Annotated in this window: 18 protein-coding genes and 1 CRISPR repeat array; of the genes, 1 reads left to right on the forward strand and 17 read right to left on the reverse strand. The window is 67.9% G+C overall.

The window, feature by feature from the left end:
- Positions 1-47: 47 nt before the first annotated feature.
- The 9 genes from casB to AHOG_RS20210 form a co-directional block, all read right to left on the reverse strand.
- Positions 48-836: a type I-E CRISPR-associated protein Cse2/CasB gene (gene casB / locus AHOG_RS20160; RefSeq protein ID WP_093942733.1), complete on the reverse strand. Its 789-nt coding sequence runs from the start codon at positions 834-836 to the stop codon at positions 48-50.
- A complete protein-coding gene (gene casA / locus AHOG_RS20165; RefSeq protein WP_093942734.1) occupies positions 833-2,446 on the reverse strand; it encodes a type I-E CRISPR-associated protein Cse1/CasA in 1,614 nt (537 codons plus the stop codon). The genes casB and casA overlap by 4 nt, the downstream gene beginning before the upstream one ends.
- Positions 2,447-2,618: 172 nt before the next feature.
- The gene (gene cas3 / locus AHOG_RS20170) at positions 2,619-5,459 is read right to left on the reverse strand and encodes a CRISPR-associated helicase Cas3' (RefSeq protein WP_211290456.1); all 2,841 of its coding nucleotides are present in this window, start codon (positions 5,457-5,459) and stop codon (positions 2,619-2,621) included.
- A gap of 322 nt (positions 5,460-5,781) precedes the next feature.
- A CRISPR array of direct repeats spans positions 5,782-7,879; the repeat unit is 29 nt; unit sequence CGGCTCACCTCCGCTTGCGCGGAGCGCAC.
- A gap of 416 nt (positions 7,880-8,295) precedes the next feature.
- A complete protein-coding gene (locus AHOG_RS20175) occupies positions 8,296-8,853 on the reverse strand; it encodes a tyrosine-type recombinase/integrase (protein ID WP_169725889.1) in 558 nt (185 codons plus the stop codon).
- An 814-nt stretch (positions 8,854-9,667) separates the two neighbouring features.
- Complete coding sequence (locus AHOG_RS29580; RefSeq protein WP_211290457.1) at positions 9,668-10,132, reverse strand: polymorphic toxin-type HINT domain-containing protein; 465 nt, start codon at positions 10,130-10,132, stop codon at positions 9,668-9,670.
- Between the two features lie 482 nt (positions 10,133-10,614).
- Positions 10,615-11,160, reverse strand: coding sequence for a GNAT family N-acetyltransferase (locus AHOG_RS20185; RefSeq protein ID WP_093942737.1), 546 nt, complete (start codon positions 11,158-11,160; stop codon positions 10,615-10,617).
- An 875-nt stretch (positions 11,161-12,035) separates the two neighbouring features.
- Positions 12,036-12,770, reverse strand: coding sequence for an ABC transporter permease (locus AHOG_RS20200; RefSeq protein ID WP_093942740.1), 735 nt, complete (start codon positions 12,768-12,770; stop codon positions 12,036-12,038).
- Position 12,771: 1 nt separating this feature from the next.
- A complete protein-coding gene (locus AHOG_RS20205) occupies positions 12,772-13,482 on the reverse strand; it encodes a fluoroquinolone export ABC transporter permease subunit (RefSeq protein WP_093942741.1) in 711 nt (236 codons plus the stop codon).
- Positions 13,479-14,342, reverse strand: coding sequence for an ABC transporter ATP-binding protein (locus AHOG_RS20210; RefSeq protein ID WP_093942742.1), 864 nt, complete (start codon positions 14,340-14,342; stop codon positions 13,479-13,481). Before AHOG_RS20210 ends, AHOG_RS20205 begins: the two co-directional genes overlap by 4 nt.
- A gap of 79 nt (positions 14,343-14,421) precedes the next feature.
- Here AHOG_RS20210 and AHOG_RS20215 point away from each other — a divergent pair, with 79 nt between their 5' ends.
- Positions 14,422-14,910 (forward strand): GbsR/MarR family transcriptional regulator, encoded by a 489-nt coding sequence (locus tag AHOG_RS20215; protein ID WP_093942743.1) that lies wholly within the window; start codon positions 14,422-14,424, stop codon positions 14,908-14,910.
- Positions 14,911-15,622: 712 nt separating this feature from the next.
- Here the strand turns inward: AHOG_RS20215 and AHOG_RS20220 are convergent.
- From AHOG_RS20220 to AHOG_RS20260, 8 genes are all read right to left on the reverse strand, one after another.
- On the reverse strand, positions 15,623-16,519 hold the full coding sequence (locus AHOG_RS20220) for an aminoglycoside phosphotransferase family protein (protein WP_093942744.1): 897 nt from the start codon (positions 16,517-16,519) through the stop codon (positions 15,623-15,625).
- Positions 16,520-17,200: 681 nt separating this feature from the next.
- Positions 17,201-17,578: a monovalent cation/H(+) antiporter subunit G gene (gene mnhG / locus AHOG_RS20230; RefSeq protein WP_093942746.1), complete on the reverse strand. Its 378-nt coding sequence runs from the start codon at positions 17,576-17,578 to the stop codon at positions 17,201-17,203.
- Positions 17,575-17,832 carry an MrpF/PhaF family protein gene (locus tag AHOG_RS20235; protein WP_093942747.1) on the reverse strand — a complete coding sequence of 86 codons (258 nt, stop codon included), beginning with the start codon at positions 17,830-17,832 and terminating at the stop codon, positions 17,575-17,577. Before AHOG_RS20235 ends, mnhG begins: the two co-directional genes overlap by 4 nt.
- Entirely contained in the window at positions 17,829-18,224 is a 396-nt protein-coding gene (locus AHOG_RS20240) for a Na+/H+ antiporter subunit E (protein WP_093942748.1), read from the reverse strand. The genes AHOG_RS20235 and AHOG_RS20240 overlap by 4 nt, the downstream gene beginning before the upstream one ends.
- The gene (locus tag AHOG_RS20245) at positions 18,221-19,753 is read right to left on the reverse strand and encodes a monovalent cation/H+ antiporter subunit D family protein (protein ID WP_093942749.1); all 1,533 of its coding nucleotides are present in this window, start codon (positions 19,751-19,753) and stop codon (positions 18,221-18,223) included. The genes AHOG_RS20240 and AHOG_RS20245 overlap by 4 nt, the downstream gene beginning before the upstream one ends.
- Positions 19,750-20,058, reverse strand: coding sequence for a sodium:proton antiporter (locus tag AHOG_RS20250; RefSeq protein WP_093942750.1), 309 nt, complete (start codon positions 20,056-20,058; stop codon positions 19,750-19,752). Before AHOG_RS20250 ends, AHOG_RS20245 begins: the two co-directional genes overlap by 4 nt.
- Positions 20,055-22,910, reverse strand: coding sequence for a DUF4040 family protein (locus tag AHOG_RS20255; protein ID WP_093942751.1), 2,856 nt, complete (start codon positions 22,908-22,910; stop codon positions 20,055-20,057). The genes AHOG_RS20250 and AHOG_RS20255 overlap by 4 nt, the downstream gene beginning before the upstream one ends.
- A 198-nt stretch (positions 22,911-23,108) precedes the next feature.
- On the reverse strand, positions 23,109-23,354 hold the full coding sequence (locus AHOG_RS20260) for a hypothetical protein (RefSeq protein WP_093942752.1): 246 nt from the start codon (positions 23,352-23,354) through the stop codon (positions 23,109-23,111).
- Between the last annotated feature and the right edge of the window lie 246 nt (positions 23,355-23,600).

Below are 23,600 nucleotides of genomic sequence, written 5' to 3' on the forward strand. Positions count from 1 at the left end.
GTGGAGCGGTGGGAGTCGGGGCCGGGTCGGGTAAATGTTGCGACCGGTCAACCGGCCGTGGGGGTCGAAGGGAGTGCGGAGTCATCCGCCTTCTCCGCAGCATTACGGTCCAAGGCCCGCAGTTCGCGATAGAAGTCACGCAGCCAGCGCCGGGTGATGTCAGGGCGATAGCGAGGCCAGCGGGAGAGATCGGACAGCAGACGCGCAAAGTCGATCAACATGTCGGCGTCGGCGAGTTGGCGGACAGCGGCAGGCAGGTGCCGGATCAGCCCGGACGATGTCTGTCGGGTCAGCGTCGTCAGACGAGCCTCGGCGCTGTTCTCTCGCAGTGCCTTGTCATGCCGCTTCCCGTCTTGCGTGCGACGCGCGACTGCGACGCCGAACACCGCACCGAGGCTCCGTCCCCACCTGCTCGATGCCGTGGAGGGCGTGTCTGGATCCCACGGCCCGTCAGAGCCGGCTGCCGGGACTGCGGACACGCTCGACGGTTGATCGGTTCCGGTGACCGGTGTCTCGGCAGCGGTTGAGCTCGCGTCGTCGTCGATGTCCGGGCACAGTTTCCGTAGGTCGTCTCGGTCGAGGGAAGCGATCATCGCGGCGACCGCATAGTAGGCGGTTTCCGATTCGGGACGCGCCATGATGGCGTCGGGCAGGATGCGTGCGACGATCGCGTGCATGCGCGGCGCTTGTGGTACGGCTTTACCGAGGCCGCTGCGCAAGCTGGCCCGGGCTCCTCGGTCGGTGAGACACCTCTCGGCGATCTTGCGAACGAACGCCCGCTCGTACTCCAGCGGTTCCCGCTGAGACAAGGCTGCCGGCGTGGTCGTTGTCCTCACGTGTCGTCTCCCTCGTCGGTACCGCTCCCAGCGCCCTTCGTCTTGCGCGGGTTCTTGTCGGGGCGGCCCCTGTACAGCTCGATGCGTGCGGTCTCGACCGCCCGCGCGCCACTACGAGTGACCGTGGCGGAACGGGTCACCTCGTTGTAGGCGCGCTCGGCGATGTCGCGAAATGCCTTGACCGCTTCCGCGGCCGTGGCCGGGGTGAGATCACCTGCGGTGAGACGTCGCCAGAACTCGTCTTCGGCCGCTGGCCAGTAGCGTGCCGCGGCATCCCGTGACCAGGCGATGTCCTTGGAGTCCTGTCTCCTGCCGCCGGTGTAGGACAGCCATGCCGTCTTCGTCGCCCTGTCCAGCCTGTGACCTATCGACTCGCCTTTCTCCCGTAGGAAGCCCGCATCGCCGGCGCGCTTCGGGCTGGTCTCCTCGAACATTCCGAAGACCGGCGGCGTCGTACCGGTGACGAACTGTCGGTCCTTTGCCTGGGCATCCTGGTCGAACCCCAGAGCACGGACCCGCAAGGTGACCTCTGCTTCGTCGACGTCGGCAGCTGAAGCGAACACTTCGGGTCGGCGAGGCGCACCGGCAGTCGGTGAAGTGACGAGCAGCAACGCGTCCAAGTCCCGCCACAACGCACGATCCGACTTCGCGGGGCGCGGATAACGGTTGCCTGCGACGCTGGTCTGCCAGATCAGGTAGGCGTCCTCAGTGGGGGGTCTGGCCGTGCGGAAGGCCCAGGTGACGTAGGCGTCGGCGACGCACCGGCCAGTCGCATCCGGCAGCAAGAGCACCGCGTGCGAGGTCTGATCCGTCAATGCCGAGCACGGACCGGTGACTGCCGGTCGAGGCCCCAACGGATCGAGGAGTTCCCGACGCTCCCACGCGCACAGATCGCGCTGTGGGTCGACATCACTCGCGGGCTCGGCGAGCCCTGCCAGCAGCGACTGGAACAGGGTGGGTGCCAGCGGATGGTAAGACAGCGCAGCACGCAGCGGGCCGGCCGTGCTGTTGTGTTCCTTGGTCTGCTCCACCTGCCGAGAGGAACAGATTCCAGAAGCCCCGTAGTACCGCCACACCAGCAGGTGAAGGACCGCTTCAGCCGAGGAGACCGGCGTCCTGCGGGTGGAGTCGACACGGCTGAACCACGCGTGGTTGCCTCCTGAAGGCCGGGTGACGACAAGCTTGTCCACCCCCACAGTCGCAGGACACTGCTCCGCCAGCCTCGGGTCCTGCAGGAAGGGGCGTTCCGGGTCGTACAGGCGGAACGACGAGGCCTCGGTGTCGAAGTAACTCGATATCGCTTCGACGTCGAAATTGCCATGTTCGAGGATCTCGAGTCGACGCGTGCTCCACTTCCCGGCCCCTGACGCCGTTCCTCCGCTCTTCCGATCCAGCCCCGTGATCCTCGCCGTCAACGCGTAGAGCACGCGCCACAACGCTGATTCCGCCGGAGGGACCGTGATGGCCGGCCCGACGATCTGGTGCGCGTAGGTCAGAAGATCACACAGCCCGAGGGCTGCGCGCTGCTGCAGTTCGGCAGGCGCGGTCGGCAGCCACCGTACTGGAATCCAGGGCTCGATCCGCAGGTCGAACAGTGCAGAATCCGCCATCAACACCTTCTCAGATGAACTCGTGACCAGCCGAGCCGTCACGTTCTCAACGGGCGACTCAGCGGCTGTCGGTGAAAATTTCATGTTGCTGTTCTCGGTAGCGAGGCCCGCGCGAACGTCGGTCCTGTGTCTGATCGAGCGGGAGAGTAACAAGGTGCTCCGACAAGAACGATCACGATGGCGGAAATGAAGGGTGCACTCCGAGATCCGAGTACTCGAGGTGGCGACCACCGACCTGGCACGTCCACTGTTCACCTACTTGGCGCATCACCAGGACAGCGAGTCGCCTCAAAGTCGGGTGATCGGCCCAACCTGCCGGAACTTCGTCGTCCGTGCGGCCCGCCAGCCAAGGACCGGGCAGCGGAACGACATGACTCATGATCGAGGCGAGTTGTTGCGTCGACAACTTACCGCCATGCGCCATGGGCACGGGAAAATCGACATCGGGGCGCAACGAGGTCGTTCCGTCCGGCTGAACGAAGACACAGACCGCGCGCTCCGAGTCGGCACCCAGTCGGGTGGTGATCAGTCCTTCGTCGACCGTGTCCCCGTCGTTGCTCAGACGAGCCAGGTCCACCACGTCCTCAGGAGGCGGGATCGCGGTGAGACGGGAGAGTTGTTCCTCCGCCATGGTCTGAGCTTGATGTTCCACATCCGCGGCATACTGCTGAACTCGGGCGGCCTCGTCCAGCCGAGACCCGAAATCCTCGGCGTAGACCTCGTCGACCAACCGTTGAACATCCTCAGGGACCGAGATCCCCGTGTCGAGATTCTCACCGAGCAGGACGGACGTCCGTCGCAGCAGCGACTCGGAATAGACCGCTCCCCAACTGCGCGGCACGACGAAGACACCCTGCTCATTCCTCGGCTCGAGAACGACAAGACGCGGTCCCCCTGCCATGCCCGGCGCTCGGTCCGCTCGGTCGTGCCGATGACAGCGACCGGCCCGTTGTAAGAGCTGCGCCAACGGCGCGAGGTCGCTGATGACGAGGTCGACGTCCAGGTCCAGGGACTGTTCGACGATCGACGTCGCGATCAGCACCGAAGGACGAGGCCGGCCAGGAGTGCGCCGGTCAGTTCCAGGCTTGCCGAAGCAACGCTCCACTGCCTCGGTGATCTCGGACCGACGGAAAGCCGGATACCGAGAGTGCAGCAACCGGAGATCCTCGGCAGCGACACGACCGCTCAACCGCGCCCGCAGGAACCGGAACGTGCGCTGCGACTCCTCCACCGTCGCGCAACACACCAGGACACACCCGCCCGACTCGATCGCAGGCACCAACGCGTCTACCAACGCCGCGCGCCGGGACCCACGGGCCGGCTCGCGATCATCGGGCGCCGCCGGATCCCACGTCACCGCGCGAACGTCCAGACGCAACCGACGCGGCCGCGCGGTCTCCACCGCACGCGCCGCAGAGACATCACCCGAGGAGCCGTCCACGAACAACCATCCGGGATACCGCGGCTGCACAGCCTGCGGCTCCCGGAAACCACACCCTCGACGGTAGGCTTCCACCAAGGACGTCGCGGTCTTCCCCGCGAGGGTGGCCGACAACAGCACCACCGACGCCCCCATGGCGCCCAGCCACTCCAACAGCCGCACCAGCAGACTGTGCATCCACGGGCCGTAAGCGTGCGCCTCGTCCACGACGAAGACCTTGTTCGACAGCCCGAACAACCGAAGCGCGTTGTGCCGCACCGGCAGCACACCCGTCAACGCCTGATCGATCGTGCCGACCGACAACGGCGCCAGAATCCCACGCTCCCCGGTCCGCAACCACCGACCGGCATCCCACCGTGTCACCGAGTCCTCCGAGACGACCGCCCCGACCCCGCCTTTCGACGTCTGCTTCCAGGCACTCAACCACGCCATGCTGTGCAAGAGCGTCAACGCCTTCGGACCCCGAACCGAATCTCCAGAGAAGGCGGCGACGCGCCCGAGCATCGCATCCGCGGTCGCCATCGTCGGCAGAGCGAAATACATCCCGCTCGCACCCACCGCCCGAGCCAGCAACGACACCGCATGCAGCGCGGCCTCGGTCTTCCCGTCCCCAGTAGGCGCCGTGATCAGCAACAGCCCCTGACCCCGCACCAAAGACGGCAACTCCTGCGCCAGGCTCCGCTGCAGAGCGTTCGGCTGCGCGATATGCGGAAACTGACTAGTGAACGCGCGCCTCGCGTAGGAGACCCGCCCCAACCTCGCCGCAGCCAACACCGCCGGCGCTTCCTCCCGAGCCCGACGCCCATGCGCCCGCAACTCCGTATCGTCGGCCCGCCAGTCGGCCGGAGGCATCCGTGCCTCGATCAGGCGCTCCTGACTGGACAGCCAATCGGCGACGACGACCAACCCCGCCACCACGACCGCCACATCACCCGGCAACGGAGCAGCAGGCGCCTCCGACGACCGTGTCAACCGCCGCAGAACTCCGGCGTGCGCCCGCCGCTGCTCCCCCCAACCCCGCCTGCCCAACCCCGGCTGAACGGCTTCCCCCGCCGCAAGCAGACGCGGCTTCGGCACCTGATGAAAACAGCCATGGTGACCTCCGAGGAGCTGAGCGATCTGATGATGAACAGACTCCCGCAACGGCTTCGACACCGGGTAACCGAAGCCCGGCAACAATTCCGCCAGAACCCACTGCGTGGCGAGATCATGCTGAAGACTCTCCCGCTCAGCCCCGGCGCTCGCCGAGTAGTCGCCACTGGCTTCCAACCGAAGGTAAGACGGGCGATGCATCACTACGAACGGCGGCGTGATCTTACCGATGTCATGGAGACCTGCCCAGAAAGAGACCAGCCGCCTCATGACGGCAACCGACACACCCGCACGATCCGCCAACCGCCGACGGAAAGCCCTCGACAACACGGCATCCCACAGCGCTCCCGCCATCACCGCCGTGTCGAGAAGGTGACACACGACCGGGTAGGGCCTGGACAGGCCCTTCTCCTTACCCCACAACCGGGCGTCCAGCTGGCAACCACTCACATCAGCATGCACAGAGTCATCAAACGACACGCTACGTAGTAGATCAGCGGCCCCCGACAGGATCGTCGCTCAGATAGGCCACTGTCGATACAACTGCGAGTTCTCCCAGGTCATCGCCTTACAACGTCCACGCGCTGTTTTCTAGCTTGCCTCCATCCAGCTCACGCGAGGCGAGACGCAGATCCGTTACGCCGCTCAATCGGTGCGGACTCCCACCCCCACAGCGTCAGGATCAGGTCAGCGCTCACGTGGCGGAACACGTCGAGGTACGCAGACGAGCCGATGAGGAGTCAGCCCATCTGAGCTCGTGTGGAGCGGACACACCTCTACGCCAGGCGGACCGCAGAACTCACGGCTCACCTCCGCTCGCGCAGAGCGCACGTGCGGATGGCGTCCTTCATGCCCGCGACGTTCGGCTCACCTCCGCTTGCGCGGAGCGCACAGCCAGCCGGCCCGTTCGAGGGTTCGCAGCATCGGCTCACCTCCGCTTGCGCGGAGCGCACCCTGCCCGCCCTGTCCGGAGTTGGACGGCTCACGGCTCACCTCCGCTTGCGCGGAGCGCACAAGGGGTGTCGCGCAACCTGGCGATCACGCGGCGGCTCACCTCCGCTTGCGCGGAGCGCACGGCCTTCCCTCGGCGGGTCGCCTCGTCGAGGCGGGCTCACCTCCGCTTGCGCGGAGCGCACCGCCCGGCTGGTGGGACGGCGAAGCCCGCCGGCGGCTCACCTCCGCTTGCGCGGAGCGCACTCCAGGAACCCGGTGATCCGGCCGATCTCGGACGGCTCACCTCCGCTTGCGCGGAGCGCACATCCCGACCACACCTCCGTCCGCAGCGCGTTCCGGCTCACCTCCGCTTGCGCGGAGCGCACCGCGCCAGGGCGGTGCCGACGTCGTGATGGACCGGCTCACCTCCGCTTGCGCGGAGCGCACAGCCGGTTCTGGACGTCGATCCCGGCGTCGAACGGCTCACCTCCGCTTGCGCGGAGCGCACGGCGCACGGTCAAGGCCCGGTCCGCGTGTTGGCGGCTCACCTCCGCTTGCGCGGAGCGCACACCCCGGCCCACCCATGATCATGCCCGCCGGTCGGCTCACCTCCGCTTGCGCGGAGCGCACTTCTTGAAGACGTCCTTCGTGGGCTCCTGGATCGGCTCACCTCCGCTTGCGCGGAGCGCACTCACACGCCGCACCATCCGTGGTGACGTCAACCGGCTCACCTCCGCTTCCGCGGAGCGCACCTGCGCCCACCTGATCGCCGCGGCCTCCGGGTCCGGCTCACCTCCGCTTGCGCGGAGCGCACCGGATGCGTTCCAGCTCGGCCGCATGTCGCGTCGGCTCACCTCCGCTTGCGCGGAGCGCACGCCTGGACCTGGTCGTGATCGACTACCTGCAGCGGCTCACCTCCGCTTGCGCGGAGCGCACCGGAGCGCCTCGGGTGGGCGGAGCCCGTCGGCCGGCTCACCTCCGCTTGCGCGGAGCGCACCCCACCAGCTCATCGAGCAGCATCCGGGGCGTCGGCTCACCTCCGCTTGCGCGGAGCGCACGTGGCGGCGAGGTCGCCCACCGCGGCCGCCGTCGGCTCACCTCCGCTTGCGCGGAGCGCACAGGGCCATGACTAGGGCGACGACCGCATCGATCGGCTCACCTCCGCTTGCGCGGAGCGCACCTGCCCTGGAGTCCGAGCGCTGGCCGCGGCTCACCTCCGCTTGCGCGGAGCGCACATCGAGGGGTGGGTGTGGGACCGCATCACGCACGGCTCACCTCCGCTTGCGCGGAGCGCACGCAGCGCCAGCTCCCCGGCCTGCGGAGGCCATCGGCTCACCTCCGCTTGCGCGGAGCGCACGCCGAGCGCGGCCGCAAAATCCAACCCCCGGCCGGCTCACCTCCGCTTGCGCGGAGCGCACCCTCCCGCGAAGGAGACCCCATGTCCGTGACCCGGCTCACCTCCGCTTGCGCGGAGCGCACCGGGGTCGACGAACACGAACAGCGTGCTGGTGCGGCTCACCTCCGCTTGCGCGGAGCGCACTCGACGGTGGTGGCGATGATCGTGCGGCGCAACGGCTCACCTCCGCTTGCGCGGAGCGCACCCCTCACGCCGCAACGCCGCCGCGAAGGCGACCGGCTCACCTCCGCTTGCGCGGAGCGCACGAGCTGGTGGCCGCGGTGGTGGCCGGTGCCACCGGCTCACCTCCGCTTGCGCGGAGCGCACCAAGGGTGTCAGGAGCCCGAGTTCGACCATGGCGGCTCACCTCCGCTTGCGCGGAGCGCACTTCGCGAAGCGCCGCCTGCGCGAACGTCTCACCGGCTCACCTCCGCTTGCGCGGAGCGCACTTCTGTATCCACCGGGCGCGGTATCCGTGCGGCGGCTCACCTCCGCTTGCGCGGAGCGCACATCAACTCGAGGGCGACACCACCCGGTTCCGCCGGCTCACCTCCGCTTGCGCGGAGCGCACCCTTGCCGACCTGCACCTCTTCTACCACGTGACCAATTCGTAATGTCCTGTCAGTGCGGTTTCGGGAAGTCGCAGATCGTACTGCAGACAGATCAAGACACTCTCCGATTGATCGCCAAAGTGACAGCGCGAACGCCCACCAGACTCCACCTTAACCAGGTGGGAGTCGACGCAGACAGGAGCGGAACCGGTACCTGTGGGAGCGGTCATCTGGGAGCAGGCTGGGAGCCGCAGTGCCCTCACAGCCACACCCAACTGCGCTGAACCGTGTCGAACGGCGCCCACTGACCTACGGTTTCTCTGTTTCCGCAGGTCAGCGGGCACGGCCGCTTACCTTGACACGGTAGAGGTCACAGGTTCAATCCCTGTATCGCCCACCAGTTATACACACTGGTCAGATGCCCCGTCGGTGATCATCACCGGCGGGGTTCTCTGCGTTGGTGGGAGCATTCTGGGAGCAACCGATCATGGTGTGATTCTGCTCTCGGTATGTGTTCTGGGGAGTCGGACTCGGTAGTGCTCACCGTGGATCGCTCCCACCGTCGCTGAAGTCCGACGAGCATCCGGTCGATCATGTCCTGCGTCACATGCGAGTAGATCCCCGCGACGCCGCGCATCCGATGCCCGAGCCGCTCGTGTTGCAGAACCTCGGGAACGGCGTCCTCAAGGAGCCACGTCTTGTGTGTGTGCCGCAGATCATGGAAGCGGAATCCGGGCAACAGCGGCGCCCATCCGCGCCGAGGAAGCCCCGCCACGGCAGGGACCCAGAACCGATCGCGGAAGTTCGACCTCCGCAGCACACCCCCGTCGGCCCCGGTGAACACATGCTCATGGTCCTGCTCGCCTCGATGGGTGCGAAGGGAATCACGTAGGAACGGTGGCAGATGCACCAGGCGCACCGACGCAGGTTTCTTCGGCGGGCCCAGCTCCACATGACCGCCGATCTCGTGCAGGGCCCCGGAACGCGCATCCACCCGGATGGTGCCCGCGGCCACCGTCCGACATCGGCGGTCCAGAACGGATGTCCGTCGGTGGCCGCCACCGACCCCGCTTCGGCGCAAGTCCAGTAATGTCGTGACCAAGCTCGAACGGGACGCAACGGCGGTTGTAACACCCACTAGCCCGGCTCCGATACCCGGAGCGCGTATAGCTAACTTACTCCAAGTGCTACCGATTTCATGCCTGATGCCTCACGAAGAATCAGTCTTACCACGGAATGGACTGTTTAACCGGGCACGGATTTGTGCTGCCTCGGCACGTGCAGCAGCTGCTTGATTGGCGGCCTGTTGTTGATCCTCTGGGTAGATCAAGAGTTCAGACAATAGATCTAACGCACATGCCATCTGATCGCGCCAAGCCGCAAAGGACTCCGTATCATGCCGCCCAACCGGCTTCTGAGAGCCAACCTTTCCCAATCTCCGTAGCGCAGTACGCAATTCGGAGGATATTCTCATTTTTTCACCCACGTGCGCCGATGGAGGGCAGAAAACGCTGACATGCAGGACACGGCCCGATTAATTCACCATGATCATCGAGGGGGGAATGATCCCCCTCGCACCTCCACCGATCTTCACCGAATCGAAACTCGAACCCTCCAGGGGGATTCCCGACCGTTCGGATTGATCGGCACACCCGACTTCTCCGCAACCACCATGGTGTTCAGTTCTTGCTACCGCGCTTGCCGTTTCTGGAGGCATTGAGCCCGTGCGTGTCCTCCGTGCAGGAAAACCTGACATGATTTCCGTCGCCCGAAGTCATCTTCGTAGCAACATTAGGACGTCTTTCCGGTCACACCATCAGCGCCTCGTCTGCGAAGTCGAGTAGGTCATCGGATGCTTCACCGCAGTTGTGTACGAGTACCGGTGTGTCGCCGGTTTCCACATAGTAGGTGTGGAGTCCGTCGACAGTGAGGTTGTAGACGCGGCGGACCTGAGTCCAGGTTCGTGTTCCGCCGACTTCGGCCGGGCGGTGGTCGGCGGTCTCGAACTCGTGACCCGGTTCTAGGTCGCTGGCATCGACCCAGCGGTCGAGATTGGCGGCCCAGAAGGGGTGGCCGTCGGTGGCGACCACCGACCCCACCGCGGAACCATCGCCCCCACTGACGATGTCGATCTCGACGAGGTCCTTCACACCGTCGCCGACGATCAACGCCGTCACCCGACGCGGCCCGGACTCCCCCGTGGTCGGGTCGGTGGCCAGGACCTCGTCGCCCAGGCGGACGTCCTCGATCGCCGTCGACGTCCCGTCGGCCATGACCACGCGGGTACCGGCGACGAAACTGTTCCCGACAACACACGACCCCGTCGATTCCCGCGCACCCCGACCCGCCGCCGCCGTATCCGCCCCGCCACGACCACCCGCCGAGGTCGGGACCGCATTCCTTGCTGACGGCGAACACCGGTTTGAGCACCGCATCCGGCACCGCCATCGGCACCGTCGCGCGGTATGCGCCGCAGCATCGGCTGCCACCTGACGTGCCGCGACCATCCGCGCATGCCGCGGCCGCTTCGGCGGCTGCCCGCTGCGCGGCGGTGGGGCCGCCCACGTGTGACGAGATCGCTCGAGGATCCTTGTCCGATGGATCTCGCGGCCGGTATGCCCGCCGTCGTCCCCAGCGACGTCCTGGGCGAGCACCGACCAGCAGCCCATGGGAACCACGATGCCGACAACAGTCGACCGCCTAGGTCCGAGAGGATCGTCCGCCGTGCCCCGCGGCCCCCGGCTCCGTCGGCGGGTCAGCCGGGCGCGACCGGGGACCACACACCGAACCACTGCTCGGCGCCGTATGCCTGGAACCTCTCCACCTCGGTGAATCCCAGCTTCGCCGCGACGCGCATCGCACGTTCGTTGGCGGACTGGGTGCAGAGCACCACCCGCTCGCCGGGAAGAGCGTCGGCGAACCAGCCGAGCACCGCTCTGCACGCCTCGGCAGCGTATCCGCGTCCCCACGCCTCCGGGAGGAACAGGTAGCCGAGCTCGGCCTCCCCGGCATCCGGACGGGCCGGGCCGGGGCTCGCCGCGTCGCGCCGATCGAGCGTGATCATCCCGACCATCGCTCCGTCACACTCGACCACGAAGAAGCCGGGGCGCCGCCCGGGTACCTCAGGCACCGTGCGCTCAAGCTCGTCACGCGGTCGAGCACCACCGACGTAGGTGCCCACCTCTGGCGAGGCGAACAGCTCGATGACCGCCGCACGGTCCCGGGCCTCGGATTCGCGGAGTACCAACCGCTCGGTCCGGATCGGGGCAGGCGGCCAGGCGACGGGTCCGAGATCAGGCATGGTGGTCAACGTATCGGATGTTCTTCCGGGCGGGCGGGCTCCGACGCCCCAACGGCGGCAGCGTCAGACCCCGGCCCGATCGGGATGTCCGTGTCCGTGCATCGTTCGACATCGTGATCGACCGAGTGCCCCGCGGGTTCCGCCTGCCCGTGTCCACCAGTACGACGGCGCCCCTGTTCCGCAGGGTCCGTGTTCGGCACCAGGCCGATCTCGCCGACGTACTCGACCTGGTCGGCCTGCCCACGGCAGAGACTCACGAACACGCCGCCGAACGATCTGCCGACACTCGATCAGAATTCACGATGCTGAAGACATCGTCTCCGCTCGGCGGGCGTGGCCGTGGGTGTGTCAGGACATGCTCCGGGTCTACTTCCACGAAGGGCGTCGAGCGTTCCGCCACCTGATCAAGACCGGCCCCGCCGCCGAAGGCTTCTGTCGACCCTGCTCCTACGGCGGTCTCCAGGACGCCACGCTGAGCCGCGCCGTGATCGAGTCGCCGACATGCGCCCGGAACCGGGGATCCTCGCTGCGGCGGGTTCGGTCCCGCAGGAGGCATCCGTTCGGCTCGCATCGCTCGAGCCACGTCCCGGGCGGCGCGCCGCCCGCGGCCTGGGGACGACGGCCGGACGCATGTCCGCGGTCGACGGCCTACTCGAGTCGCGGTCGCGGCGCGGAATCACCCTGTGCGCGGTCATCGATCACGCCGGGCGGGTTGTGCACCGCTTCGGTCCTGTCGTCGCGGACCGCCCGGGTTCCGCAGACGGCTCCGGCCGCCCGTCCCATGCCGAGATCGATCGACGACGTCGCTCGCGCGCCGAACCAGCCGGCCTCGTGCATGACGACGGGGCGCCGCTCGCCGGCACTCGCGGCCCGTATCACCACGCCGTCCGGCTGAACCGGCGATACAACGGCCAGAGGGTCAACAGGTGGTAGACGAGGCCGCCCACGAGGTACGGCCACCAGGGCGTTCCGTCACTCACGGCGAGAAACGCCTGCGCAGGCCAGTAGGTGGGCAGCAACCCGAACGCCATGCTCCAAGGCGAGTCGATGAAGGACGGCAGCAGCGGCAGCCCGGCGACCACGATGCCGAGGGCGCGAATGGCGGCGAGTCCTTCGACCTTGTTCTTGGCCATCGCCAGGATCGTCAGGGCGATCGCCAGGGCGGACAGTCCGGTCAGCACACCGATCGGAATGAGCGTCGGCAGTAGCGAGAGCCGAAACAGGCCGCTGGCCGACACCGTGCCGAGCACGTAGATCAGGGTGATCCCGACAGCGGTCACCGATCGATAGGCGATGTAGGCGCCTAATGACACCGGCGCGACCCGGATCGCGGTGAGGGTGCCCGCGTCTCGTTCGTCGAGTACCAGCAACGCCGCGACACCACCGATCACGATCGGGGTGGTGAGCAGCAGGAATCCGACGACGATGAGTGGGTGGTAGGGCACCAGGTCGAACCGGAGGTCCTCGGCCAGCATCCGCGTGACCGGGGGCGTGCCGAAGCGGACCGCGGCGATCCACACCAACGGCGCCAGGCACATCCCGACCAGCAGAGTGTCGCGCCCGGCACCCCGAAGGTCATTGCGGCCGAAGGCCGCGAAGGTCCGCGCCATGTCAGGCACCTCCGGTCTTGGCGATGAGGTACCTGTCGAACAGGCGTCGGGCCGCCAGCCACATGCCTGCGGCGAAGATCAGTGGATAGACGACGCCATACCCCAGCTGCCAGCCGGTCAGGGACGTCTGGTCGAAGGCCGCTCCCAGGAAGAGCAGCGGGCCGTAGGTCGGAACGAGGTGGAGCCAGGGTGACTCCCAGAGGCCGGAGTAACCGAGAACCGGGAGGTTGAAGACCGCGATCGGGATGACGGCGGGCATGAACCAGTCGCTGATCGAGTGAAACGGGAGAACGGTGATGAAGCCGAGGAGCAGCATCAGCACGGTCCCCAGCGTCGCCCCGAGAAGCAGTAACGGCAGGTGGTAGCCCGCCCCGTGAGTCACCGTGGCGACGAACACGGCCAACAGGACGGAGAGTCCGGTCAGCAGGATCACCTTCGACGCGAGGTACTCGTGGAACCGCAGCGGCGTCGTCACCACGGCATCCAGCGTCCGCTCCCCCTTCTCGAAGAAGACCGCCCCGGCGACGAAGAAGAATCCGACGATCATCAGGTCACCGAGAATCACGTACGGTTCGACTGCCGACCGCATATCGCCGGGCATCGGCAGCAGCAGCGCCAACCAGAGCACACCGGAGAACACCGCGGCGTGCAGGAACCGATAGCGCCGCTGTAACGTGAACTCCAGTCGCAGCGCCGTTCCCAGGCGGCTCATGTCAGGCTCCGACCGGTGGCCTCCACGAAGACGTCGTCGAGCGTGGCCTCGCCACTGTGGATGGTCTCGATCCGCTCGGTGCGCAGCAGCTTCAGGAACTCGGGATCGTCCGCCAGCGAGTCGAGCGGGAAGCTGCGACCGGTCAGTGCCTGCGTGTCGTCACGATATTCGACCCGTACCTGCCGCAGGCTGCGCCGCACCTTCAGTTCCTTCGGTGAGTCGAGCGCCACGATCCTGCCGTCCACGACGAAGGCGACTCGGTCACAGAGCTGATCCGCCGTGACCATGTCGTGCGTGGTCAAGAAGATCGTCTTACCTCGGGCCCTCTCGTCGAGCACGATGTCCTTGACCTTGCGTGCGTTGACCGGGTCCAGTCCTGACGTCGGCTCGTCCAGGAACAGCAGATCGGCGTCGTGCAGCAGTGCCCGTACGAGGACGAGGCGCATCTGCATGCCCTTGGAGAACTTCCCGACTCGAGTATTCGCCTCGGCGGCCAGCCCCACGGCGTCGAGCAGTTCCATCGGGTCGCGGGTGGCCCGGCCGTAGAGCGAGGCGAAGAAGTCCAGGTTCTCCAGCGCGGTCAGCTTCTGGTAGTGGTTGGGCAGTTCGAAGGACACTCCGACACGCTGGTAGTAGTCCTGCCCCCAGTCCGCCGGTTCCCGTCCCCACACCGAGACCGAACCGCCGTGTCCGGTCAGCAGACCGATCAGGATCTTCTGCGTGGTCGACTTCCCCGCGCCGCTCGGCCCCAGGAACCCGAAGATCTCACCGCCGTCCACGGCGAAATCCATGCCCCGCACCGCTGGTTCGGCAGCGCCGGGGTAGGTGAAGGTCAATCCGTCCACCTCGATCACAGTCATGACGAGAGCATACTCAGTCTTCGCACTTTTGCGAACATTGGGAACAGGTAAGATGCTTTCGGCAACGAAGGGACGAGTGATGACCAACCCGATGGACGCCGCCGAGCGGCTCGCGTTGACGTTCACCCAGGGCGGCATGCAACGGACGACCGCGCGGGTCATGAGCGCGTTGCTGTTCGCGGATCAGGAGACGACCACCGCAGGCGAGCTGGCCGACCGCCTCCAGATCAGCCCGGGCACGGTGTCCACGGCCCTCAAGAACCTCTTCACCGTCGGACTCATCGAGCGCGTTCCGGCCCCCGGCAGCCGTCGGGAGCACTTCCGCTTCCGCGATGACGCGTGGACGACGTTGATGTCCAGCAAGAACACGACCCTCAAGGTCATGCAGGACGCCGCGCAGGAGGGCATCGACGCCGCAGGAGAGGACAGCATCGCAGGTCGTCGACTCATCGAGATGCGCGACTTCTACAGCTACCTCATGACTGAACTGCCTGCGGTGATCGACCGGTGGACCTCCGGTGAGATCGAACGCGGCGGGAGAGGCCGACATACCCCACGCCAGGCCTGATCGCGGCCGGAGACGGTGCGAGTCCGCCCGGCATGGTGTCGATCTCGGCGCACGTGACACGGAGGTGGGCACCTGACATCACCGAACTCGCGGCGCCGTCGTGTTCGTGTCGCGGTGCTTCTTCGGGACTCCGCCGATCTGGTGATCTGGTGATCTCCCACCTGCGTCCGCACCCGAAGAACGTCAAGATCGGCCGCGAGGACCGGTGACCGGACCGAGACGATGTGGGCCCCGTATCGCCCGAGCACGAACTCGCCGACGTGGCCTACCGGTGGTCGGTGACTTCAGGCGAGCGGCGAGTCGATGCCGCTCGGCGACGTGTCAGCGCCTGTCCCGCTGCCGGATGCCCGGGGCCCATACGACATCCGAGGTCCTTCTCGATGCCCTTCGCGACGAGCCTGGACTACATCCACGTGCAGGCTCGCATCGCCATGGACCTGATCACGCTCGGCGGCCGAGGATCGCGCATTCGCCGGTGATCAGGTCGACGCGAGCCTGGCGAGTCTGCCTACTGTCGACATCGCGGAACGGATCATCGAGGTTCTCCGGAAACCCGACGGCCCGACGGCCGCGTGGTGCGGAGCGGAGGGCGCCGGTCGCGGGCCGCGAACGGCGGCGATGCCGCCGGAGGAGCCGGGATGACGAGCTCAGCAGGTCGGCGCGCTCGGCGCCGCGGCGCGGCCCCCCGGCCAGGAACGAGGCAGCGCACGCGTCACACACCGCGCAGGACACGATCGAGCGCTGCTCGGCCGGCAGGCCCCCAGTGCGGCTTCCCACCGGGTAGACCGCGATCTCCGTTCTGCCCCATGAGCATCAGGAAGAGGCATTTCATGGCGGCCAGCCCACGGGCACGCCGGATCGTCGCCTCGTCGGCCCGCGCGTAGGCGGCGAAGAACCGCGCGGCCGTGCCCGAGGGCAGCAGCACCCAGGCGGCGGCGAGGTCCCACGCCGGATCGCCTGCGCACAGATCGCCGAAGTCCACGACGCCCGCGAGCGTTCCGTCCGAGACGACGACGTTCGCGGGATGAAGGTCGCCGTGCAGCCACACCGGCGGGCCGTCCCACGCCGGGGCCGCCACGGCGTCGTCCCAGACGGCCCGGACGTCGGCGGCGAGGTCGTCGAGGGCGACGGCCTGGCGGAAGTCCTCGAAGCCGCCCGTGCAGTCCCGGGGATGGGCGCCGCGGTCCGTGGCGGTCGGCGCCTCGGCAGGCGCCGACACGTGGAGTGCGCGCAGGAAGTCCGCCAGCGTGTCGGCCGCATGGGCGCCGCGGCTGATCGAGCCGAGGTCCAGTGGTTCGCCGTGAACCCAGGTCGTCACGGTCCAGTGCTTGGGGAAGCGCTCGGACGGTTCGCCGAACCGCACCGGGGTCGGCACCGGCAGCGGCAGGTGCGGGGCGAGCACCGGCAGCCATCGCCGTTCCTTGAGCTGCGGCTCCGGGGTGGGGTCCCTGCGCTGCATGCGCACGGCCAGTTCGTCCCCGAGACGCCACATCTGGTTGCCCCAGCCGCCCGCCACCTCGCGGACGACCAGCCCCGCGAGGTCTGGATGCTGCTCTCGCAGCAGGTCACGGACCAGGTCGGGAGTGACCTCGATCTCGGTGTCGGTCATACGGCGGCACAGTACTGCGGCGGCGAGCGGAACGGATCCACCGCATCCGCGAAGGAGCCGACGGGAGGACGGGAGAAGCCTCCCCGCGCGACGGCGTCCGCGGTCGCCTCCGCCGATCCACCGTCGACCGCGCGATGCCGACCGCACGATGCCGATCCCGCCGGACGAACCGCGGGCCGGCGGACGAAGCCGGTACTGGAGGGTGTCCCCTGCTCGTGCCGCTCCGGCGAGGCGATGAGCACGAGCTCGGCGTGAATACCGAGGCATCCACGCTGACGCCGACGGCCCCAGCCGACCACGAACCTTCGGGACGACACGGTGCCGACGAACCCGGATCACTCGGCATCCGGGCAGACCGTCTCGACGATCCGCGGTCTGCCGAAGACCGCAGAGATCGGGATCACCATGCAGGACCTGATCCCGATGAGACGACCGACCGAGGCATGCGCGTATCGCTCCGACTGCCCTGGTGACGCCGGTCGACCGAGCGGCCCGTCGTGCCGACGACGTCCGTCCGGATCACCTGCCGACCCACCGAGCGGGGCGTCGGCCCGCTGCGTGTTCCGCGCCCCGCGGTTCGCACTCCCGCCGGCCGAAGGGAGCGTCGAGAACGGACGATGGCGGCGTGGCCTCACGTGTCCGGCTCTTCCGCCGCGCCCCCTGGACGGAATGCGGTCTGGGTCAACGACCGTTTCGGGAACCGCCGCGCTTCGACTTCCGAGCAGCGACGGTGTCCACCGCCAGGTCGTCGTACCGGGTACTCGGCGTCGTCGGAGTCCCAACGAGATATCCGGCCCTGGCCATCGCGTTGCCGCCGACGGCCGCGGTGGCGAGCTGGATGAGGAGGGCGAGCCCGAGTTTCAGTGCGTTCTCCACGCTGGGGAAGTGCAGCAGGAGTCCGAGCAGCAGCAGAGCGGTGCCCAGTCCCGCGGCGATGCTCACGCCGCTCAGCCGAGAGTAGAAGTCGGGAAGACGCAGTAGTCCGAAGGCTCCTACGGCGAAGACGAGCCCGCCGAGGACCATGCAGCTCACGCCCAGCACTTGCAGAACCGAGGTCATCGTTTACCTCCGGTGATCAGGCGAGCCAGGGAGAGCGCGGCAAGGAACCCGACGAGTGTGCCGGCCAGGACGATGTCGACGACCAGGTCGGTCTCCAGCCGCAGACCGAGAAGCGCGACGAGACCGACGAAGCCGAAGAAGACGACGTCGGCACCTGCCGCCCGGTCGGCGCTGGACGGGCCGCGGAGGATGCGATAAGTGGCGATGATCATGGCCAGGACGACCGCGCCCAGGCCGATGTCGAGGAAGGTCACGTCGTCCTCCTGCTCGTCGTTCGACCGGAGGCGGGCAGGCGTCCGGGCGCACCGCCGCGGCGGGTCACCGCCAGGAGCCGATCCTCCATCGCGTACAGCTCATCCCGGAAGGAGTCGCGGTCGTCGACGTACATCCCGTGCACCCAGAGCGTCGCCGGACGCCTGCGGGTCGCGACCGTCACCGTCCCCGGCGTCAAGGAGATCAGATTGGCCATCATCGTGATCTCCAGGTCGGTGGTGCACCGCAGTCGCACCTCGACGAAGGCAGGTGTCGCCCGGCTGCCCGGTGTGAGGATGTCGAGCGCGACCCTGGTCGAGGATTTGACGACCTCCAGCGCGTAGTAGAAGGGGAACCAGAACAGGCGGATCAACCACCGCAGGTGTGAGGTCATCGGTTCGTCACCGCTTCGAGGTAGGCAGCGGGGTCCAGCAGGCCGGACGCCGCCTGGGCACTGAGATCGAGCAGGACCTCGGCGCCCAGCCCGATGCAGAGCGTGGCGGTGGTCAGCACCAGCGCCGGGAACAGCACGGCGGGCCGCACCTTCGGCTGGACCGTCGGTCGAGCCGGCGCCGACACCCCTCCTGGTGCGGAGCCGCTTCGGACTTCTCGATCCGACCGGCCGTCCGAGTCGGGCTCCGTGCCCCAGAAGGGGCCGCCCCAGATCTTGAGCATGGACATCAGGGTGATCAGGCTGACCGCCACCGCGACGGCGGCGACGATCCACTGCCCTGCCTCGAAGGTCGCGCTGACCAGCGTGAGCTTGGCGACGAAGCCGGAGAACGGGGGCAGTCCCGCGAGGGACAGCGCGGCGCCCATGAAGACCAGGGCCAGTATCGGTTCGCGGCGGGCGATGCCACCGAGCCGGTCCAGCCTGCTCGTGCCGTAGGCGTTCTCGATCGCCCCGGTGGACAGGAAGAGCGAGGCCTTCACGATCATGTGGTGGATCAGATAGAAGATCCCGGCCATCAGTCCCAGGGGCGTGAACAACGCGACCCCGAGCAGGATGTATCCGATCTGGCTGATCATGTGGAACACCAGGATGGAGCGGGTGGTGTTCTCGCCGACCGCGCCCAGGACCCCGATGGCCATGGTCACGGTGAAGGCGACCAGGCCGATCCACAGGTAGGTGGCGTCGCCTTCGAAGAGCAGGGCGTACAGCCGGTAGATCGCGTAGATCGCGACCTTGGTGTGCAGACCGGAGAACAAGGCGGTCACCGCGGGTGAGGTCGCCGGATAGGTGCGGGCCAGCCAGCCGTGCACCGGCACCACCGCCGCCTTGATCGACAGGGCGAGCAGGACGACCGCCATCGCCGCCGCCACCAGCGGCGACTCTCGAGCCGCCCCGATCAGTTCGCCCAGGTGCACCGTCCCCGCCACGCCGTATACCAGGGCGACGCCTGCCAGGAAGATCGTGGAGGTGAGCAGGTTGACCGTGACGTAGATCCGTCCGCCACGCAGGCTGCGCAGCGCCCCCGCCATCGCCAGCAGCCCGTAGGACGGCAGCAGCATGACCTCGATGAAGACGAACAGGTTGAACAGGTCACCGGTGAGCAGCGCCCCGTACACCCCCGCCGACAGCACCAGAACGAGCGATCCGAAGAACCGGGCGCGGTCCTCACCGGTGGCGATGGCGAACGCGGAGCACGTCACGGTGAGCAGCGCGGTGGTCGTCACCATCAGAGCGCTGAACACGTCGACGACGAACGGGATCGCGATCCCGTCCTGCCAGAGCGCGATGCCGTGCGCGTAGACCGAGCCGTCGGCGGTGGCCTGGATCAGCAGGACACCGGCCGCCAGCGCACCGAGGTTGGGCGCGAGCAGCAGCACCCCGCGCAGCCATCGAGGTCCGGGAACGGCGGCGAGCAGGGCGGCGCTGATCAGCGGCACCATCACGACGAGCGGCAGCAGCGCGGCGTTCATGAGGCGTCCTCGGTGTCGTCGTCGCTGCCGGTGGCGGCGAGGGTCAGCATGTAGATCGTGATCGAGAAGGCGATCACGATCGCGGTCAGCACGAAGGCCTGTGGCAGCGGATCCGCCGCGTTCTCGGGGGAGCCGAAGGACAGCAGCGGCTGGTCACGCCGAGACGTGCCGCCTGCCGACATGAGCAACAGGTTCACCCCGTGCCCGAGTAGTACGAAGCCCAGCACGATGCGCACCATGCCGCGCTGCAGCATCAGGAAGACCGCCCCGGCGACCAGGGCGCCGATCGTGATGGCGAGCGTCATCGGAGACCTCCAGTCGCGGGACCGTTCGACGACCGACCTGTCGCGGCGCGCCGTCTTCGGGAACCACCGCGACCCCGAGGGCCGGAGCGGACCCCCGCCGACCGCGGCTGCTGCGGTCCCAGTTGGTTCAGCGCCGTGAGCAGCACGCCGATGACCGCGAGATAGACGCCGACGTCGAACACCAGGGCGGTGGTGAAGTGGAAGTCGCCCCAGGGCATCCAGATGTCGGCATGCAGCGGCCGTAGGAGAGAGCCGTCGAAGTAGCCCAACAGCCCGGAGCCCGCCGCCACGACGATCCCGGATGCGATGAGCCCCGGCGACGAGAGACGGATCCTGGCGGCCGATTCACTCGCGGCCGTCAGATAGACCAGGGCGAAGCCCGCGCCTCCCACCAGCCCGGCGATGAAGCCGCCGCCGGGTTCGTGATGCCCGCGGAAGAGCAGATAGAGGGACCAGAGCACCAGCAGCGGCATCAGCCACCGCGCCACGGTGCGGACGATGACGGTGTTGTCGTCGGCGTTCCAGACCGCGCTGCTCGGGGGGACCTTCGGTTGTCGTTCCCCACCGCCGGAGATCAGACCGCTGGAGTTGAGCACCGAGATGATCACCAGGCCCGCGACGCCGAGGACCGTGAGCTCGCCCATCGTGTCCATCGCCCGATAGTCGACCAGGATCGTGTTGACGACGTTGGTTCCGCCGGTGTCCTCCTCGACCTGGGAGAGGAAGTACTCCGCAGCCTGTGAGAGCTCCCGGCGCCCCGTCATCAGGTAGGCGGCGAGGCCCGCGCTGAGTCCGGCTCCGATCGCGATCGCGGCGGTCAGCACCGTCCTTCGCCTGGTCGCACGATGGAATCGCCGGGGCAGCCGCCGCAGGACGAGCACCGCGACGACGACGGTGAGGATCTCCACCATCACCTGCGTCAGTGCGACGTCGAACGCCCCGAGGAACAGGAACCACAGCGCCACCGTGAAACCGGCCACGCCCACCAGGACCAGGCCCGCCAGCCGGGAGCGGGTGATGGTCGCGGCCAGGACCGCGGCGACCACCAGCACCACCAGGAACCAGTCCAGCCTCCGCGAGGTGGGTGCGGTGAACGATTCGAAGTCGAGGTTCGCGGCGGCGACGACGGCGGTGAGAACACCGATCAGCACGATCGGCATCGCCATGTGTCGCGCCGGCGAGTCGCCGCGGGTGAGATCGCCCACCCGGACGCCCAACGCGATCACCCCTCGGTGCAGCATCTCGAAGACCGCGGTGCCGGAGACGGGGAGGAACCGACGGCCGGCCAGGGCTTCACCGGCGGCCGACCGCCAGGCGAGCAGTGCGCCCAACCCGATGGCGACCGCCGACATCAACAGCGCCGCGTTGAAGCCGTGCCACAGGCTCAGGTAGGCGTGCCCGCTTCCGGGTGCGGCGTCGACCGCGACTCGGTCGGCCAGTGGATTGAGCCACGGAGCGCCCAGCCCGAGGACGAGGCCGCCGACGACGGCCACGGCGGGCGCGGCGAGGAACCAGACTCCGGCTTCCCGGGGCGACGACTCGTTCGGCGGGCCGCCGAACACTCCGACGACGAATCGGAACGCATAGGCGAAGGTGAATGCCGCCGCGATCACGGCTCCGACGCCCACCGCCGGACCCACCCAGGCAGGCCCCGGTGCCTCCAGCAGCGCGTCGAACAGGGTCTCCTTGCTCACGAAGCCGAGGAAGGGCGGTATCCCCGCCATCGACAGGGCGGCCAGGCTCGCCACGATCGCGGTGACGGGCATGGCGGAACGCAGCCCGCTGAGTCTTCGGATGTCTCGGGTACCGGCTTGACGGTCGATGACGCCGACCGTCATGAACAGCGCCGACTTGAACAGGGCATGTGCCACGGTGTGCACGGCCGCCGCGATCAGCGCCGCGGGAGTGCCGATGCCGATCACCATGATGAGGAAGCCGAGCTGACTGACGGTCGAGTACGCCGCCAGCTCCTTGAGGTCGTGCCGCTGCAGCGCGAAGACCGCGCCGATCAGCGCGGTGAGCAGGCCGACCGAGATGAGTCCGATGTTCCAGACGCCGAACTCCCCGAACGCCGCCGAGAATCGCATGGCGACGTAGACCCCGGCCTTGACCATCGTCGCGGCGTGCAGGTAGGCGCTCACCGGGGTGCTGGCCGCCATCGCGTCCGGCAGCCAGTAGTGGAACGGGAACTGCGCCGACTTGGTGAAGACCGCCAGCATCACCAGCAACGCGATCACGGTCGCGAAGCCGCTGTCCTGCATCCACGACGTGTCCGAAAGGACGGCGCTCAGGCTGCTGGTCCCGGTCCGCACGATGAGCAGGACGACGGCCGTCAGCAGCGCCAGTCCGCCCAACGCGGTGACGATGAAGGTCCGCACCGCGGGACGATTCGCCGACGGCCCCGACAACCCGATCAGATAGAACGAGCAGATGGTCGTGAGCTCCCAGAACACGAAGAGCAGCACCAGGTCGTCGGCCAGCACCAGCCCGGCCATCGCCGTCGCGAACGCCGTCATCAGGAAGTAGAAGCCGCCCCGCCTGCCGGGCGGGAAGTACCGCGTCGAGTAGGCGATGATCAACGCGCCCACCGCGAGCACCAGCATGGTGAACAGCCAGCCGAGGCCGTCCATGCGCAGCTCGAGGTTCACCCCGATCGCGGGCATCCAGGGCCGGGAGAACTCGAGTGTGCCGCCCTCGACGAGGACGTGGTGCCCCTGGGCTGCGACGACGACTGTCAAGGCCGCGAAGACGGCCGCGATCGGCCAGCCTGCCGCACGGCCGAGCAGGCGGTTGAGCAGGGGTGTGCTCAGGGTGGTGAGAGCGAGCGCAATCACCAGGACGGCCAGCAACACGCCATGGTCCTTTCACGATTCATCGCCGCGTCTTCGTCAATGGGGGTGCAGGTGACGACGGCCCGCCACCGAACGCCGGCACCTTGGGCACCAGAAATCGGGGAGGGCGAAGTGACCGCACGGCAGGCACACCCGACGGAGGGTGACGCTAGTGCGATCAACCAGACGAGGAGGGGGCAGACGACTACGGGAGTCAGCTCAGCGGGGTCCCGGCGGGCACGCGCTCAGCTCGCCGTGGGCGTTGGTGCCCCACGACGTGGTGTAGCCGTTGGTGCCCGGCGGCAGACCGTGGTCGACCGGCAGCTTGTGCGGTTCGGCGAAGCGCCTCCGCCGCAGACTCGAGGGGTGCGGAGCGGGCATCCCGAGCCTGCCCGACAGAGGGCGGATGCTGCCGCTGATCGGCAGGTCGGTGTCACCACACCGACGACCGACGGTCGCGATCACTGCCCCTCCCCTCCTGAAGTGTGGAAGTCGTGAAGAACGTATCAGACGACGTCCAGCCGCCTTACTGACACGATCGCCCCTTCCGGATGACCCGATGGCCGGGCCCACTGCTCCGTGTCGTTCGATCGAGCCTGAGCCTGCCGGCACCGACCACGACACCGCCGCACCCGTGAGACCGGTATCACTGCACGCGAGGACGTCGAACGCCGGCGCGCTGCTCGACCGCGCCGTGAGATCGACGTCACC

The sequence above is a fragment of the Actinoalloteichus hoggarensis genome, assembly GCF_002234535.1.
Lineage (GTDB): Bacteria > Actinomycetota > Actinomycetes > Mycobacteriales > Pseudonocardiaceae > Actinoalloteichus_A > Actinoalloteichus_A hoggarensis.

What these genes read in the sequence shown, in the direction of transcription:
- mnhG (WP_093942746.1), bottom strand. Translation starts at nt 17,578, where the DNA reads ATGACCTCGGTTCTGCAAGTGCTGGGCGTGAGCTGCATGGTCCTCGGC.
- AHOG_RS29580 (WP_211290457.1), bottom strand. Translation starts at nt 10,132, where the DNA reads ATGGCCGACGGGACGTCGACGGCGATCGAGGACGTCCGCCTGGGCGAC.
- AHOG_RS20215 (WP_093942743.1), top strand. Translation starts at nt 14,422, where the DNA reads ATGACCAACCCGATGGACGCCGCCGAGCGGCTCGCGTTGACGTTCACC.
- AHOG_RS20220 (WP_093942744.1), bottom strand. Translation starts at nt 16,519, where the DNA reads ATGACCGACACCGAGATCGAGGTCACTCCCGACCTGGTCCGTGACCTG.
- AHOG_RS20250 (WP_093942750.1), bottom strand. Translation starts at nt 20,058, where the DNA reads ATGACGCTCGCCATCACGATCGGCGCCCTGGTCGCCGGGGCGGTCTTC.
- AHOG_RS20205 (WP_093942741.1), bottom strand. Translation starts at nt 13,482, where the DNA reads ATGAGCCGCCTGGGAACGGCGCTGCGACTGGAGTTCACGTTACAGCGG.
- AHOG_RS20240 (WP_093942748.1), bottom strand. Translation starts at nt 18,224, where the DNA reads ATGACCTCACACCTGCGGTGGTTGATCCGCCTGTTCTGGTTCCCCTTC.
- AHOG_RS20185 (WP_093942737.1), bottom strand. Translation starts at nt 11,160, where the DNA reads ATGCCTGATCTCGGACCCGTCGCCTGGCCGCCTGCCCCGATCCGGACC.
- AHOG_RS20245 (WP_093942749.1), bottom strand. Translation starts at nt 19,753, where the DNA reads ATGAACGCCGCGCTGCTGCCGCTCGTCGTGATGGTGCCGCTGATCAGC.
- AHOG_RS20210 (WP_093942742.1), bottom strand. Translation starts at nt 14,342, where the DNA reads ATGACTGTGATCGAGGTGGACGGATTGACCTTCACCTACCCCGGCGCT.
- AHOG_RS20200 (WP_093942740.1), bottom strand. Translation starts at nt 12,770, where the DNA reads ATGGCGCGGACCTTCGCGGCCTTCGGCCGCAATGACCTTCGGGGTGCC.
- casA (WP_093942734.1), bottom strand. Translation starts at nt 2,446, where the DNA reads ATGGCGGATTCTGCACTGTTCGACCTGCGGATCGAGCCCTGGATTCCA.